This is a genomic window from Pseudonocardia sp. EC080619-01 (assembly GCF_001420995.1).
In the GTDB taxonomy this organism is placed as follows: domain Bacteria; phylum Actinomycetota; class Actinomycetes; order Mycobacteriales; family Pseudonocardiaceae; genus Pseudonocardia.
Window position 1 is genome coordinate 318697 of record NZ_CP012184.1, and the last position, 15068, is coordinate 333764.

At 74.6% G+C, this 15068-nt stretch carries 9 protein-coding genes; 3 read left to right on the forward strand and 6 right to left on the reverse strand.

Annotated elements, in window-relative coordinates:
• Positions 1–7 precede the first annotated feature (7 nt).
• A complete protein-coding gene (locus AD017_RS01460; RefSeq protein WP_202968820.1) occupies positions 8–3517 on the forward strand; it encodes an ABC transporter ATP-binding protein in 3510 nt (1169 codons plus the stop codon).
• Positions 3518–3537: 20 nt separating this feature from the next.
• On the opposite strand, the gene AD017_RS01465 is transcribed toward AD017_RS01460, so the two are convergent.
• From AD017_RS01465 to AD017_RS01480, 4 genes are all read right to left on the reverse strand, one after another.
• Positions 3538–4344: an alpha/beta fold hydrolase gene (locus AD017_RS01465; RefSeq protein WP_060572401.1), complete on the reverse strand. Its 807-nt coding sequence runs from the start codon at positions 4342–4344 to the stop codon at positions 3538–3540.
• Between the two features lie 191 nt (positions 4345–4535).
• Complete coding sequence (locus AD017_RS01470; RefSeq protein ID WP_010240302.1) at positions 4536–5471, reverse strand: cation diffusion facilitator family transporter; 936 nt, start codon at positions 5469–5471, stop codon at positions 4536–4538.
• Positions 5472–5557: 86 nt separating this feature from the next.
• Complete coding sequence (locus AD017_RS01475) at positions 5558–8062, reverse strand: ATP-dependent Clp protease ATP-binding subunit (protein ID WP_060572403.1); 2505 nt, start codon at positions 8060–8062, stop codon at positions 5558–5560.
• A 78-nt stretch (positions 8063–8140) separates the two neighbouring features.
• Positions 8141–8998 (reverse strand): hypothetical protein, encoded by an 858-nt coding sequence (locus AD017_RS01480; protein ID WP_060572405.1) that lies wholly within the window; start codon positions 8996–8998, stop codon positions 8141–8143.
• Between the two features lie 293 nt (positions 8999–9291).
• On the opposite strand from AD017_RS01480, the gene AD017_RS01485 reads away from it, so the two are divergent.
• Positions 9292–10767, forward strand: a complete 1476-nt coding sequence (locus tag AD017_RS01485) for an amino acid permease (RefSeq protein WP_227012632.1) — start codon at positions 9292–9294, stop codon at positions 10765–10767.
• A gap of 10 nt (positions 10768–10777) precedes the next feature.
• Here AD017_RS01485 and AD017_RS01490 read toward each other — a convergent pair whose 3' ends face one another.
• Positions 10778–12040, reverse strand: a complete 1263-nt coding sequence (locus AD017_RS01490; RefSeq protein ID WP_060572408.1) for an FAD-dependent monooxygenase — start codon at positions 12038–12040, stop codon at positions 10778–10780.
• A 95-nt stretch (positions 12041–12135) separates the two neighbouring features.
• Positions 12136–13401 carry an FAD-dependent monooxygenase gene (locus tag AD017_RS01495; RefSeq protein WP_029239896.1) on the reverse strand — a complete coding sequence of 422 codons (1266 nt, stop codon included), beginning with the start codon at positions 13399–13401 and terminating at the stop codon, positions 12136–12138.
• Positions 13402–13661: 260 nt separating this feature from the next.
• On the opposite strand from AD017_RS01495, the gene AD017_RS01500 reads away from it, so the two are divergent.
• Positions 13662–15047: a lipopolysaccharide biosynthesis protein gene (locus tag AD017_RS01500; protein ID WP_010240316.1), complete on the forward strand. Its 1386-nt coding sequence runs from the start codon at positions 13662–13664 to the stop codon at positions 15045–15047.
• Positions 15048–15068: the final 21 nt, after the last annotated feature.

Genomic DNA, 15068 nt, shown 5'->3' on the forward strand with positions numbered 1-15068 from the left:
GTCGAGGGTGCGCGCGCTGTCGTGGCGACGGCTGGGTGGGGCGGCGTCGGCCGTCGCGGTGACGGCGGCGGTGGTCGCCGCCGTCGCGGAGGCGGTCGCCGCGACCGTGGTCGGCGAGGTCGCGGCCGGACCGACGTCCGCCCTGGTCGGTGTGCTCGCGGTCCTCCTGCTCGGTTCCGCCGTCCTGGACACCGCGGGCCGGGTGCTGTTCTCCACGGTCGTCAGCCGGGCCGAGGGCCGGCTGCGGGCCGACCTGCTCGACGCCGCGCTCGGCCAGCCGCTCCCGCGCCTCGAGGACCAGGCGGTCGGTGAGCTGCTCGACCGCGTCGACGACGACTCCCGCCAGCTCGCCCAGCTGTTCCGCCGGATCGGGTGGGAGACCGGGCGCGCGCTGCTCCGCTCGGTCCTCGCCTGGATCGTCGCCGGTCTGGTGTTCTGGCCGGCCTGGATCGCGTTCCCGCTGGTGGCGGGCCTGATCGTGCTCGTGGCGCGGCCGTTGACGGGGGTGATCGCGCGGGCCAAGGTCGCCGAGGAGGTCGCCTGGTCGGACCACTCCGCCCAGCTCGAGGAGGCGATCGCCGGGCAGGACGACGTACGTACCTCGCTGGGCCAGCCGCACGTGATCGCCGGTTCCGCGGCCCGGGCGGCCGAGGTGCTGCGCCGGGTGCAGGTCGTCAGCCTCGCCGCGACGACCGTCGGGCTGCGCACCGGGTTCGTCGCGCACGCCCTGCTCGGGGTGGTCGCGGTCGGCGGGGTCTGGCTCGTGGCGGGCGACCCCGGGGGCGTCGCGGCGCTGGTGTCGCTGTGGATCCTGGTGACCGCGTTCGTGTCGCAGGTGGACGCGATCGTCGACCGCATGCCGGACATCCAGGCCGGGGTCGGCGCGCTCACCCGGGTCGCGTCGCTGCTGCGGGCCGAGCAGGAGCCCGCGGGCGGGCGCCCGGTGCCGTCCGGCCCGGCCGGCGTCCGGCTGCGCGGGCTCACCGCGGGCTACGACGGCGGGTTCCGGCTGGGCGGGATCGATCTCGACGTCCCGGCCGGCACGACGTGCGCGCTGCTCGGCCGGACCGGGTCCGGCAAGTCGACGGTGGCGAAGGTGCTGTCGCGGGCGGTCGAGCCGGACCGGGGGCAGGTGTTCGTCGGCGGGCAGGACGTCCGCGACACCGGTCTCGACGACCTGCGGCGTGCGGTCGGCGTCGTCACCCAGCGCACCGAGATCCTGGCGGCGTCGCTGGCGGAGAACGTCGCGCTGCACGATCCCGCGGTGCCGCGCTCCGCGATCGAGCGGGCGGTGTCCGCGCTGGGGCTCGACGAGTGGGTCGCCGCCCTGCCCGACGGGCTGGACACCCGCCTCGGCAGCGGCGGGGTGACGCTGTCGGCGGGTGAGGAGCAGCTGGTGGCGTTCGCCCGGCTGCTGGTCCGCGACGTCGCGGTGGTCGTGCTCGACGAGGCGACCGCCCGGATGGACCCGCGCACCGAGATGCGGGTGACCCGGGCGTCACGGGCGTTGCTGGCGGACCGGACCGGGATCGTCGTCGCGCACCGGCTGTCGACGATCCGGCGGGCCGACGCCGTCGCCGTCCTGGAGGACGGTCGGCTCCTGCAGCACGGTGCCCGGGAGCGGCTGGCCGTCGAGCCGGGCCGCTACGCCGACCTGCTCGCCGCGGACCGTGACGACGACGGCGGAACCGGTGGCGAGGTGCTCGGGCACGTCGCCCACGGAGGCGGTCACACCGCGACGGCGACCGCGACGCGGCCCGGGGCGACGGCGACGCTGGAGACCCCCCTCCTCCACCGCAGCGCCCGCCGCACGGTCACGGCGGAGCAGGGCCCGCGCCCGCCCGCGCTGTGGCGGACCGTGCTGCGGCTGGCGTTCGCGCACAAACGGTGGGGCCTGACCGGCGGCCTGATGTTCACCCTGGCGACGCTCGCCGGCGCGACCGGCGTCGTGACGGGCTGGCTGTGGGGACTGGTCGCGGAGTCCTTGCAGTCGGGGGCGGCCCCCTGGGGTCCGGCACTGGGCCTCACCGGCGTCCTGCTGCTGTTCCCGCTGTGGATCGCGATCGCGTTCCGGACCTACCCGCGCTGGTGGTCGGCGGTGACCCTGCGGCTGCGGCTGGCGGTGCTCCGCGGGCAGACCATGCAGCACCACTCCGGGCGGGCGCCCGCCGGTGAGGTCGTCGCCCGTGCCCTGGACTCGGACCGGATGGTGCTCTACGTCGACCGCTGGGTGGACGTCACCAACGCCGTCCTCGTGGTGGTCGTGGCCGGGCTGGTGTCCGGCGACGTCCGGGCCGCCCTCGTCATCGGCGGCTTCCTCGCGCTCTGTGCGGCGGTCGCGGCGCTCGGGGCCCCGTTCGCGGGGCGGGCCGGGCGGGTCGCGGCCGACGCCCGGGCACGGTTCGGCACGGCGCTGGGGTCGGCGCTGGAGTCGGTGCGGACGGTGAAGCTCGCCGCCGCGACCGGTGCGGTGCGGGCGCACCTGGGCCGGGTGGACGCGCATCGGGTCCGGGCCACCGTGCGCGAGTACCGGGTCCGCACGCTCCTCGAGGGCGTGCCCGGCCTGCTGATGCAGGCCGCGGTCGTCCTGACCTGGTCGGTGTACCTGACCGGCGGCTGGACCCTCGCGACGGCGCTGCTGCTGTCGACGGCGCTCGGCGGTGCCGGGTTCCTCGGCCAGGTGTGCGCGGCCGCGGTCACCGAGGCGCCGATCGCCCGGCGCTGGCTGCGCGCGGTCGCCCCGTTCGCCGGGCCCGCGGACCTCACCCGGCTGCCCGACGGTGTCGACCTGGTGTCGGGCGCCGCGCCGGAACCGGAGCCCGCACCGCGGGAGCCGCTGCGCCGGTTGAGCCTGGAGAAGGTCACGGCCGTCCACCACGACGGCACCGTCGGCGTCGAGGGGGTGGACCTCGACATCGACGCCGGTGCGCTGGTGCTGCTGACCGGTGAGGTCGGGTCGGGCAAGTCCAGCCTGCTGGCAGGCCTCGCCGGCCTGGTCGCGCACGAGGGCGTGATCCGGTGGAACGGGCGCGCGGTGTCCGATCCGCAGCGGTTCCTGCGTCCCGGGCAGGTCGCCTACGTCGGCCAGGTCCCCCGGGTGCTGTCCGGGACGTTCGGCGAGAACGTGGCGCTCGGCCACCGGCGGCCGGTCGCCGCCGCCGTCGACGACGCCCGGCTCGGGCGCGACGTCGAGGCGGCGGGCGGGCCGGACGCCGTCGTCGGGCACCGGGGAATCCGGCTCTCCGGCGGGCAGGTGCAGCGGCTCGCGATGGCGCGGGCGCTGGCCACCGGCGCGGAGCTGATCGTCGCCGACGACGTGTCGTCGGCGCTCGACGTCCGCACCGAGATCGAGCTGTGGGCGGCGCTGCGACGCCGGGGCGGGACGGTCGTGGGGGCCAGCACGAAACGGGCCGCGCTGGCCCGGGCCGACCGGGTCGTCGTGCTGGAGCGGGGCCGGGTCGCCGACGAGGGCCCCTGGTCGGAGCTGGCGGCGCGCTGGTCGCACCTGGCGGGCTGAGCCGCGGCCGCCGGGCCCGGTCAGCCCGGTGGGAGCGGGTGCGCCGCGAGGAACCGCTGCACCTCCGCTGTGGCCCGCTCCTCCAGGAAGAACGCGTGCCGGGCACCGTCGAACGCGACGAACGCGGCGCCGGGGATGCGCCCGGCGAGGCGACGGCCGTTCTCCTGCGGGGTGAACTCGTCGCCGGCGCCGTGCAGGACGAGCGTCGGTGCGGTGACGCCGGGCAGGACGTCCCAGGCGTCGTGCTGCGCGCTGGCGCGCCGGTGACCGGCGCGGGCCCGCCGGCTCATGCGGAGGTCGCCGAGCACCGGCAGCGGGCCGGTCCAGTCCGGACCGGCCATCAGCCGGCGCAGCTCCCGCGCGCCGGTCGCCGGGTCGGCGAGCCGCTCGAGCACGGCCGGGTCGGCGGGGACGGCGCCCGCGCCGCCGCCGGTGGTGCAGCCGAGCACGAGCGCGCCGACGCGTCCCGGGTGGTCGGCGGCGAGCCACTGTGCGAGCCGCCCGCCCATCGACGTGCCGTAGACGTGCGCCCGACCGATCCCGGCCGCGTCGAGGACGGCGACGACGTCACCGGCGAACCGGCGGGTGCTCCATCCGTCGTCCCCGGCGTCGTCGCTGGTCCCGGTGCCGGCATGGTCCAGGACGACGGTGCGGTACCCGCCGAACGACGACCGGACCGTGTCCCACCAGGCGCGGCTGTTCGCCTGCCCGGCCAGCAGCACCAGTGGTTCGCCGGGCCCGGAGCCGTCCGGCTCGCGGACGTCGAACCCGATGCGGGTGCCGTCCGGCGCGACCGCCCGCTCCCCCGGGCCCACTCTCTGGATCATGGGGACCACGGTAGTCCGGCGGTGTGCCCGGCCCGGTCGAGGCCGTCGTCGGCCGATCGGTCGTCGGTGCCGCCTTGAGTGCCGCCCTCGGTGCCCTCTCCGAAATCGCTTCCTCGCGCAGCGATTCCAGCGCAGGGACCGGCGGGGCACGACGGCCACCGTTCTCCCGGACGCCCCGAGGCGCTCGGTCCTCAGCCGCAGTGGTTCTCGTGCCCCACGTGGGCCGCGTGCTCGACCTGCAGGGTCGAGTGGTCCAGCCCGAACCGCTCCCGCAGGACGTGCGTCGCGGTGTCGAGCACCGACGCGTCCCCGCAGTGCACGGAGTGCTCCTCGGCGACGACGAGGTGCGCCGACATCGCCGGGGTCCGGTCGTTGATCGCCCACAGGTGCAGGTCGTGCACCTCGGTGACCCCGGGCAGTGCGAGCAGTGCGTCGCGGACCTCGTCGGCGTCGACGCCCTTCGGGGCACCCTCCAGCAGCACGTGCGCCGCCTCGCGCAGCAGCGACACCGCGCGCGGCAGGATCAGCGCGACGATGAACAGCGACGCGACGGTGTCGGCCCAGGGCCAGCCGGTCGTCATCAGCACCACGGCCGCGGCGAGCACGCCGACGGAGCCGAGCGCGTCGCCGAGGACGTGCAGCATGGCGCCGCGCATGTTCATGTTGCCGCGGTCCCCGCCGGACAGCACGGCCAGCGAGACCAGGTTGCCGACCAGGCCGAGCGCACCGATGACCAGCAGCGGGACGCCGGGGATCTCGACCGGCTCGAACAGCCGCTGCACGCCCTCGACCGCCACCCAGACGACGACGGCCACCAGCGTCAGCGCGTTCAGCGCCGCGACCAGCACTTCCGCCCGGCCCATCCCGTAGGTCCGCCGGGCGGTCGCCGGCCGGGCCGCGAGGATCGTGGCGATGAGCGCGGCGACGAGCGCGCCGGCGTCGGTCAGCAGGTGCCCGAGGTCCGCGAGCAGTGCCAGCGAGCCGGTGAGCACCGCCCCGGCCGCGCCCAGCACCGCCGTCACCAGGGTGACGCCGAGCGCGACCGCCAGCCGCCGCCGGTCGGTCCCCGCACCGGCGTGCCCGTGGCCGCCGTGCGGCTGCCCGCCGTGACCGTGTCCGTGACCCATGCACGACACCCTATACATGCACGTATTCGCATGTCTAAACGGATGGGGCTCCGGCTGATCGGCACCTGACCGGTGGGACGGGTGGACTACGCCGCGGCCTCGATCTCCAGCTCGCCGTCCCGCACCCCGACCCGGACGGTCGTCCCGGGGCCGATCCGGCCGTCCAGCAGCATCGACGACAGCGGGTTGTCGAGCTCCCGCCGGATCGTCCGGCGCAGCGGACGGGCCCCGAACTCCGGCTGGTGGCCGCGCTCGGCGAGCAGCCGCACGGCCTCGCCGGAGATCTCGAAGCCGATCTCGCGGGCGGCGAGCCGCTCCCGGGTGTCGTCGAGCAGCAGCCCGGTGATCTCGGTGAGCTGCTCGGTGTCGAGCCTGCGGAACACGATGGTCTCGTCGATCCGGTTGAGGAACTCCGGCCGGAACACCTCGCGCAGCCGCGGGGTGAGCCGCTCGCGGAGCACCGCGTCCTCGCGCTCGGAGGCCGTCGACTCCTGCGAGGCCGCCGAGCCGAACCCGAGGGTCATGCCGTGCCCGGTGATCAGCTCGGACCCGACGTTCGACGTCATGATGATCACGGTGTGCCGGAAGTCGACGGTGCGTCCCTGGCCGTCGGTGAGCCTGCCGTCGTCGAGTACCTGCAGCAGGGTGTTGAACACGTCGGGGTGCGCCTTCTCGACCTCGTCGAGCAGCAGCACCGAGTACGGCCGGCGGCGGACGGCCTCGGTGAGCTCGCCGGACTCGCCGTACCCGACGTAGCCGGGCGGGGCGCCGACCATCCGCGCGACGGTGTGCTTCTCGCCGTACTCGCTCATGTCGAGGCGGACCATCCGGTCCTCCTCGCCGAACAGCGCGACGGCGAGCGCCCGTGCCAGCTCGGTCTTCCCGACGCCGGTCGGGCCGAGGAACAGGAAGCTGCCGACCGGCCGGTCGGTGTCCCCGAGACCGGAGCGCGAGCGCCGGATCGCCTCGGCGACCGCGGTGACGGCCGCGTCCTGACCGACGACGCGACGGTGCAGCTCGTCCTCCAGCCGCAGCAGCCGGTCCCGCTCGGCCTCCGTGAGCTGGGTGGCCGGGATGCCGGTCGCCCGCGAGACGACCTCGGCGATCTCGTCGACGCCGACCACCGGCGCCTTGCCCTGCGGGTCCGCCGGGTCGGCGGAGAGTTTGTCCCGGGCGACGGTGATCTCGTCGCGCAGCTGCGAGGCCCGCTCGTAGTCCTCGTGCGCGACGGCCTGGTCCTTGTCCCGGGTCAGCTGGTCGATCTGCTGCTCGATCTCGCGGTGGTCCACGGTCGGCGTGCGGGTACGCAGCCGCACCCGGGCGCCGGCCTGGTCGAGCAGGTCGATCGCCTTGTCGGGCAGGAAACGCTCGGTGACGTAGCGGTCGGACATCTCGACCGCGGCGCGCAGCGCCTCCGGCGTGTAGCGCACCTGGTGGTGGGCCTCGTAGCGGTCCGCCAGCCCGCGCAGGATCGCGACGGAGTCCTCGATCGACGGCTCCGGCACGAGCACCGGCTGGAACCGGCGGGCGAGGGCCGAGTCGGACTCGATGTAGCGGCGGTACTCGTCGAGCGTCGTCGCGCCGATGACGTGCAGCTCGCCGCGGGACAGGGCGGGTTTGAGCAGGTTGCCGGCGTCCATCGCGCCGCCGCCCTCGCCGCCGCCGGTACCGGCGCCGACCATGGTGTGCAGCTCGTCGATGAACACGACGAGGTCGTTCGAGTGCTCGCGGATCTCCTCGATCAGGGTCCGCATCCGCTCCTCGAAGTCGCCGCGGTACTTCGTGCCCGCGACCACACCGGCCAGGTCCAGCTGCACGACCCGGCGGCCGCGCAGGGTGTCGGGGACCTCGCCGTCCGCGATGCGCTGCGCGATGCCCTCGACGACGGCGGTCTTGCCGACACCCGCCTCGCCGATCAGGACGGGGTTGTTCTTGGTCCGCCGGGACAGGACCTCGATCGTCTGCTCGATCTCCTCCTCGCGGCCGATCACCGGGTCCAGCCGCCCGCCGCGCGCGGCCACGGTGAGGTCCTGGCCGTACTGGTCGACGGTCGGGGTCGACGTCGGCTCCTGCTCCGCGGCCGTCGCGCCGCCCGCCGGCCCCGCCTGCGGGGCCGGGGTGCCGCCACCGGTGGTCATCGAGCCGGGGCTGAACCGGGACCGGGCGAGCAGCCGTCCCGCCGCGGACTCCTCGTTCGCGGCGAGGGCCAGCAGCAGGTGCTCGGGTCCGATGTAGGTGGACCCCAGCGACCGCGAGACCTGGTGGGCGTCGAGCAGCGCGCGCTTCGCCGACGGGGTCAGCGACGGCGGCCGGCTCGGGTCGACCTCGGCCCCGGGGCGCGGGAGCCGCTCCTCCAGCGTGCGGGCGATGGCGTCGGGATCGCCGCCTGCCCGGGTGATCCACCGCCGGGTCGTCTCGCTGCGCGCGCACGCGAGGAGGATGTGCGTGGCGTCCAGATCGGTGTCCCCGCGCTGCACGGACTCCTGCGCGGCGCGGGCCATGATCTCCCGCGCGCCCGCGCTCATCAGGCGGGTCAGGTCGATCCGGTGGACGGGCCCACGCGGGTCGCCCGGGCCGAAGAAGCCGGTCATGGGTCACCTCTCGTCGGGGACGGACGCCGAGGTGGTTTCCCCGCGCCCGCCGCGCCGAAACGGGGAGGGCCCCGAGGTTCAGCCGGCTGCGACGGCCAGCACGTCGTCGGCGACGTCGCGGCAGGCCGCCCAGCCGTGCTCGACGCCCCGGTCGGCCGGATAGCTCAGCAGCACCGCGAGCGCCCGGTCCTCCCAGGCCAGCACGCAGTTGACGTTCCAGGTCCCGACGCCGTGCAGCGTCCAGCCGTTCTTCTCGGCGACGGGGCCCGGCAGGGTCGCACCGATCCCGGAACGGCCGTCCGGGGTGATCGAGGCCAGGTCGGCGAGCAGGTCGCCGCCACCCGGCCACTCGGGTGCCCGGTCGCGGACGCACGCCAGGATCCGGGCCGCGTCGACGGCGGTGAGCTGGGTGAACGACCACCACCCCCGGCGCGACGTCGACACCTCGACCCCGCACTCGTCGTCCAGGCGGGCGGTGCTCGCGTCCCGGCCCAGCCGCCGGTAGAGCCGCTCGGCCGCGTCGTCGTCGCTGGCACGGACGGCGGCCGTGATGTCGGCGCGCTCGGCCGCCGTGACCGGCCGGCCGGCCTCCGCCGCGGCGCGCAGGGTGTCCGCGGCGAGCCATGCCTTGATCGTCGACTCGGCCTCGGTGCGGCGTTCGGCGGCGTCCGCGGAACCGGTCCACTCCCCCGTCGCGGTGTCGAGCAGCGCCCAGGACAGTGCCAGGCCGTCCTCGTCCGCGCGGGACACCGCGACCGAGCCGGGCGGGCGGGTGACGACGTCGACGGCCTCCACACCGCTCAGCGCCCCGGCGAGCCCGGCCGGGGCCACCGGCCCGGCGACCCGTGGCGCCTCGGCCGCCGCACCGACCGTGACCGGCCCGGGCGACGGAGGTCCACCGGCCACGAGGACCGGCGTCGTGACCGCGACGACCACGGCCAGGACGCCGGCACAGGTCCGTAGGCGACCTCGGGGCACCGCTCCCCCGTTCCCGACCGGCAGGCGGCGGGGACGCCGCGCGGGACACCGATACCACCCGATCGTGACGCGGCCCGGGGGGTTCCGGACAGCGGGCACGGAACGTTCACACAGGATTATCAGGAACGATCACCGACAGCGTCCGCCACCGGACACCGCGTGATGATCCGGACACCGTCCCGGGCCCGTCCGGCGTGCGGGGGCCGGTCGGCATACCGTCACGCAACAGTCGAGCGAACGGGGGATGTCGGGTGGGATGGACGCGCACGATGCCGGTGGAACGGATCCTGGCGCGCACCGGGGACGGGTCCGGCAGCGATCTGCGACGCACGCTGAAGGCCCGCGACCTGGTCGGGTTCGGGGTCGGGATCATCATCGGCACGGGGATCTTCACCCTGGCCGGGGTGGAGGCCAGGCAGCACGCCGGACCGGCCGTCACGTTGTCGTTCCTCGTCGGCGCCGTCGTCGCCGGCCTGGCCGCGATCTGCTACGCCGAGCTCGCCTCCTCGGTCCCGACCGCCGGGTCGGCCTACACCTACGCGTTCGCGACGCTCGGTGAGGTCTTCGCGTGGATCATCGGCTGGGACCTGCTGCTGGAGTTCGGGCTGGGCCTCGCCGTCGTCTCGCGCAGCTGGTCGGGCTACCTCGCCGAGCTGTTCGGGCTGCCGGCCGCCTGGTTCGGCGAGGACGCGACGGTGAACGTCGGCGCCGTCGCGATCATCGCGGTCCTCACCGCGGTCGCCGTGTCCGGTATCCGGGAGTCGTCCCGGCTGACGAACCTGCTCGTGCTCGTGAAGCTCGCGGTGTGCGTGCTGATCCTGGGCATCGGCGCGTTCTACGTGAACCCGGACAACCTCACGCCGTTCGTCCCGCCGGCCCAGCCGCCCGAGGGCGGGGGCACCGTGTTCACCCAGCCGATCATCTCCGGGGTGTTCGGGCTGGAGCCGACGGTCTTCGGCGTCGGCGGCATGCTCACCGCCGCCGCGGTCGTGTTCTTCGCCTACACCGGGTTCGAGGCACTCGCCAACCTCGGCGAGGAGGCGGAGCGGCCGGACCGCGACCTGAAGATCGGCCTGCTCGGCGCGCTCGCCGTCTGCGCGGTGCTCTACGTCGGCGTCTCGCTGGTGCTGACCGGGATGGTCCCCTACACCGAGATCGACACCGGTGCTCCCCTCGCCGCGGCCTTCTCGTCGGTCGGGCTGCAGTGGATCGGCGCCCTGATCGCGATCGGCGCCGTCACCGGCCTGACGTCGGTCATGATGGTCGAGCTGGTCACGATCGGCCGGATCGGGTTCGCGATGGGCCGGGACGGCCTGCTCCCGGAGTCGATCGGGACGGCGCACCCGCGCTGGGGCACCCCGCACCGGATGACGATCATCGGCGGCGCCGTCTGCGCCGTGATCGCGGCCTTCACCCCGATCACCGCGCTCGCCGACATGGTCTCGATCGGCGCCCTCTCGGCGATGATCATCGTGGCGATCGCGGTCCCGGTCCTGCGACGCAGGCGTCCGGACCTGGACCGCCCGTTCCGGGTCCCGTTCTCGCCGGTGGTCCCGGCGATCACCGCCGTCGCGTGCCTCTACCTGATGCTGAACCTCAACCTCGACACCTGGATCCGGTTCGTCGGCTGGCTGGTCCTCGGGCTGGTCGTCTACGCGTTCTACGGCCGGAAGCACTCGTTCCTGGCCCGGGACCGCCGGGAGGCCGAGGAGGACACCCCGGCCTGAGGCCCGGGCCTCAGCCGTTCAGGAGCTCCGACGGGGCCTGGGACCGGCCGATCTCGCCCCGCCCGACGGCGCGCCGCACCCGTCGCGCGGTGGTGAGCCGGCGCCGGACCTCGCGGACCGGTTCGATCTGGGTGATGTCGTGCAGGCGGCGGTGCAGCCGGCCCTGGTCCCCGCGGCGGTCCAGCAGCGACCAGGCGAAGTCGATCGGGTCGGTGCCGTCGAGCCGCTGCGGGACCGTCTCGAACCACTCCATGCTGCGCCGGGCCATCCGCTGGATCGGCGCCATCGTCGCCCGGCGCCGGGCGTCGTAGCCGGCGAGCGCGGCCTCGACGTCGTCGGTGCCGGGCAGCCCGCCGGGGTACAGCTCCTCGGCCAGCGCGATCGCGTCCGCGACGGCGAGGACGGTGCCCGAGCCGATCGCGAAGTGCGTGGTGTGCGCGGCGTCGCCGAGGAGCACGACCCCGCCGTCCCGCCAGGACATGTTGCGGACCTCGCGGAAGGTCAGCCACGGCGAGGCACCCATGCCGGGCGGTGCGATCAGCGAGTGGCCGTCCAGCGAGCGCTCGAAGATCCGCTCCAGGAACCGCATCGCCTCCTGCGGGTCCATCGCGTCGAGGCCGAGCCCGGTCCAGGTCTCCGGCGTGCACTCGACGATGCAGGTGCTGACGCAGTCCGCGGCCGGGTACGCGTGGAACCAGATCCAGCCGGCCGCGGTGCGCTCGAAGGCGAACGTGAAGGGCCGGAACGCCTTGGTGGTGCCGAACCACACGTAGCGGTTCGCGCCGTGCGCGACCCGGGTGCCGAACGCGTCCGTGCGGCGCTGGCGGATCGCCGAGCCCACCCCGTCCGCGGCGACGACGACGTCCGCGTCCGCGGTGAGCGGGTCGGCCGCGGTGTCACCGTCGGCGGCGGCCGCCGTCTCGAAGTGCAGCCGGACCCCGACCTGGCGGGCCCGCTCGGCGAGCACCTCCAGCAACCGGGAGCGGCCGATCGAGTAGCCGTAGCGCCCGCCGAGGTGCACCGTCCGGCCGGCGATCTCGACGACCTGCGAGTCCCAGACGTGCGCGGCGGCCCGCACCCGGTCGGCGCCGACCGGATCGGTCCGGTAGAGCTCGTCGAGAATGTCCTCACCGAGGGTCACGGCGAAGCCGGACGCCGTGCCCGGTGCGTTGCGTTCGACGAGGACGACCTCGTCGCGACCACCGGACCACAGGCGAGCCAGGATCGACAGGTAGAGCCCGGCGGGCCCACCGCCGACACATACGATCTTCACGCAAGACCCCAATCGGCATCCGTCCGGCGACCGTCCGGACGCACGTTACGAGACCGTGATCGGGAGACGGCGAGCGGGGCACCGCCCCCTGATGGTCACTGTCCGTGACTCTCGCCGGACGGCCGGCTGCTCCCCTCACGGAGCGCGGCACGGCGGACCCGGCGGGCGGTCGTCAGACCGCGGCGCACCTGGCGCAGCGGCCCGATCTGGGTGGCCTTGTGCAGCTGGTAGTGCAGCCGGCCCATGTCACCGCGCCGGTCGGTCAGCGACCAGGCGAACTCGACGGGGTCACCGACCTGCTCCAGCTGCCGGCCCGCCTGCTCGAACCACTGCATGTTGCGGCGGGCGGCGTCCTGCACCGGGCGGACGACGGCACGGCGGCGCGCGTCGTAGGCGGCCAGTGCGGCGCCGCGGCCGTCGGGCCGGTCCAGCTCGACGACGTCCCGCGGGCTGCCCGGGGCCCCGTAGAGGGAGTCGGCCAGCGCCAGCGAGTCCTGCATCGCCAGCACGGTGCCCGAGCCGATGCCGAAGTGCGTGGTGTGCGCGGCGTCGCCGACCAGGACGAGATCGCCGTCGCGCCAGGTGCGGTTGCGGACCTCGCGGAACCGCAGCCAGGGCTTCTCGGCGAGCCCGCCCGGCGGCTCGACCAGCCGGTGCCCGCCCAGCGTCCGCGGGAACAGCGACGTGATCATGCGGACGCCCTCGTCCGCCGCCATGGTGTCCAGCCCCAGGCCGGTCCAGGTGTCCGGCTCGCACTCGACGATGCAGGTGCTCAGCCCGTTGGACGACGGGTAGAGGTGGATCCAGATCCACCCGGCGTCGGTCCGCTGGAAGTCCCAGACGAAGGTGTCCGAGTCGCTGTCCGCGCCGAGCCAGATGTAGCGGTTCGTGCCCTCGTCGATCGTCGTGCCGAAGTGCTCGGCCCGCCGGGTCCGCAGCCTGCTGGAGATCCCGTCCGCGGCGACGACGATGTCGGCGTCGACGTCCTCACGGCCGGCCGGCGCCGCGTAGCGCACGTCGACCCCGAGCTGCTCGGCCCGGCGCGCCAGCACGTCGAGCAGCTCCACCCGGGCGATCGAGTAGCCGTACTTGCCGCCGACGTGCACCGGCCGGGCGTCACCGACGCGGATCTCCTGGGCGTTCCACAACCGCGCGGCGCGGCGCAGGGCCTGCCCGCCGTCGGGATCGTTCCGGAACGCGTCGTCGAGCAGGTCCTCGCCGAAGGTCACGGCGAAGCCGTGTGTCTCGCCGGGCCGGTTCCGCTCGTGGACGACGACCTCGTCGCGGCCACCGGACCGCAACTTGGCGAGAATCGCGAAGTAGAGGCCCGCGGGCCCCCCTCCTACGCACGCGATACGCACGCGAACCCCCTCCGGTTCACCGCTTCACTCCAACGGAGGGACCGTAGCGCAGCACTTGCGGTACCCGATCGGGTGTGCTGTGCCGGGCCGCTCCACAGGGGACGGCGCCCGAGGTCGGCCCGGGTCGGGCACGGTGCGGCGCGACCCGGCCGGTTGCGCGCACCCGAACGGCCGACCCCGGAGCGTCACGGTTAGCGTGGTCGGGTGGTGCACACCAGCAACGCCGTGATCCGACGCGCCCCCCGCGGGGCGGGTGACCGGTGAGCGTCGGGACCGTGGTCGCCGGGCGCGTGCGCTCGGCGCGCCGGGAGATGGCCAACCCGCTGTACCGCAACGCCTACGCGTTGATGCTGAACACGATCGTCAACTCCGGGTTCGGCCTGCTGTACTGGATCTTCGCCGCGCGGGTGTTCACCACCGAGGAGGTCGGCCGGGGCAACGCCCTGGTCAACCTCATGATGATGATCTCGGTGCTGACCTCGCTGAACTTCGGCCAGGCGATCGTCCGCTTCCTGCCGACCGCCGGGCGCGACTCGGCGTCGCTGGTCCGGCTCGCCTACGCGATCTCGACGGGCACGGCCGTACTCGGCTCGGCCGGGGCGATGATCTACTGCCACCTCGCCTACGCGCCCGGTGACCCGCTGTACGTGGCGCCCGGGTTCGGTGCCTGGTTCGTCGTCTCCACCGCCGCCTGGTCGATCTGGAGCCTGCAGGACCAGATGTTCACCGGGCTGCGCTCCGCGATGTGGGTGGTGCTCAAGAACGGGGTCTACGGCCTGGTCAAGCTGGGCCTGCTCGTGGTCGTGGCGCTGCTCGCCGTCGAGGACGGCGTGTTCACGTCGTGGTCCGCACCGGTGATCGCCATGCTGGTGCCCTTCGCCCTGCTGATCGCCCGGCGGCTGCTCCCGCGGCACTCCGAGGAGTCCGCGGCGATGGCCGACGCGGGCGCACCGGACCGGCGGACCCTGAGCCGCTACATGGCGGGCGACTACCTCGGCCAGGTCTTCAACCAGGCCATGTCGTCGTTCCTGCCGGTCCTGGTCGTCATCGTGATCAGCCAGCAGGCGAGCGCATTCCTGCTGCCCGCCCAGACCGTCTTCCTCGCCATGAGCATGCTGTCGGTCGCGATCACCTCGGCGCTGGTCGTCGAGGGTGCGCGCGACCCCGAGCGGGCGCACGTGTTCGCCCGGGCCGTGCTGCGGCGGATCTGCGTGATCGTGCTGCCCTCGGCCGTGGTGATCGGGCTGGCGGCACCGCTGCTGCTGTGGTTCTACGGACCGGAGTACGTCGAGAACTCGACGCTGGTGCTGCAGCTGCTGATGGTGTCGATGTTCCCGCGGGTCGTCGTCACGCTGTGGATGACCAAGTCCCGGCTCGCGAACCGCACCGGCGGGCTGGCCGTGCAGCAGCTCGTGCACGCGACCATCGTGCTCGGCGGGATCCCGCTGCTCGCACCCACGCTGGGCGTCGACGCCGTCGGCTGGGCATGGCTGGCCGGCGAGCTGCTGCTCGCGATCGTGTTCGCCCCGTCGGTGATCCGCTGGCTGCGCCGGCCGGCCCCACCGACCCGCCCGGCGGACGACGACACCCGCCCGATCGGTGGCCCCGACGAGCGCACCCACGAGTTCCCCCGCGTCGAGGACTGACGGGCCGGCGAGGACCGACGG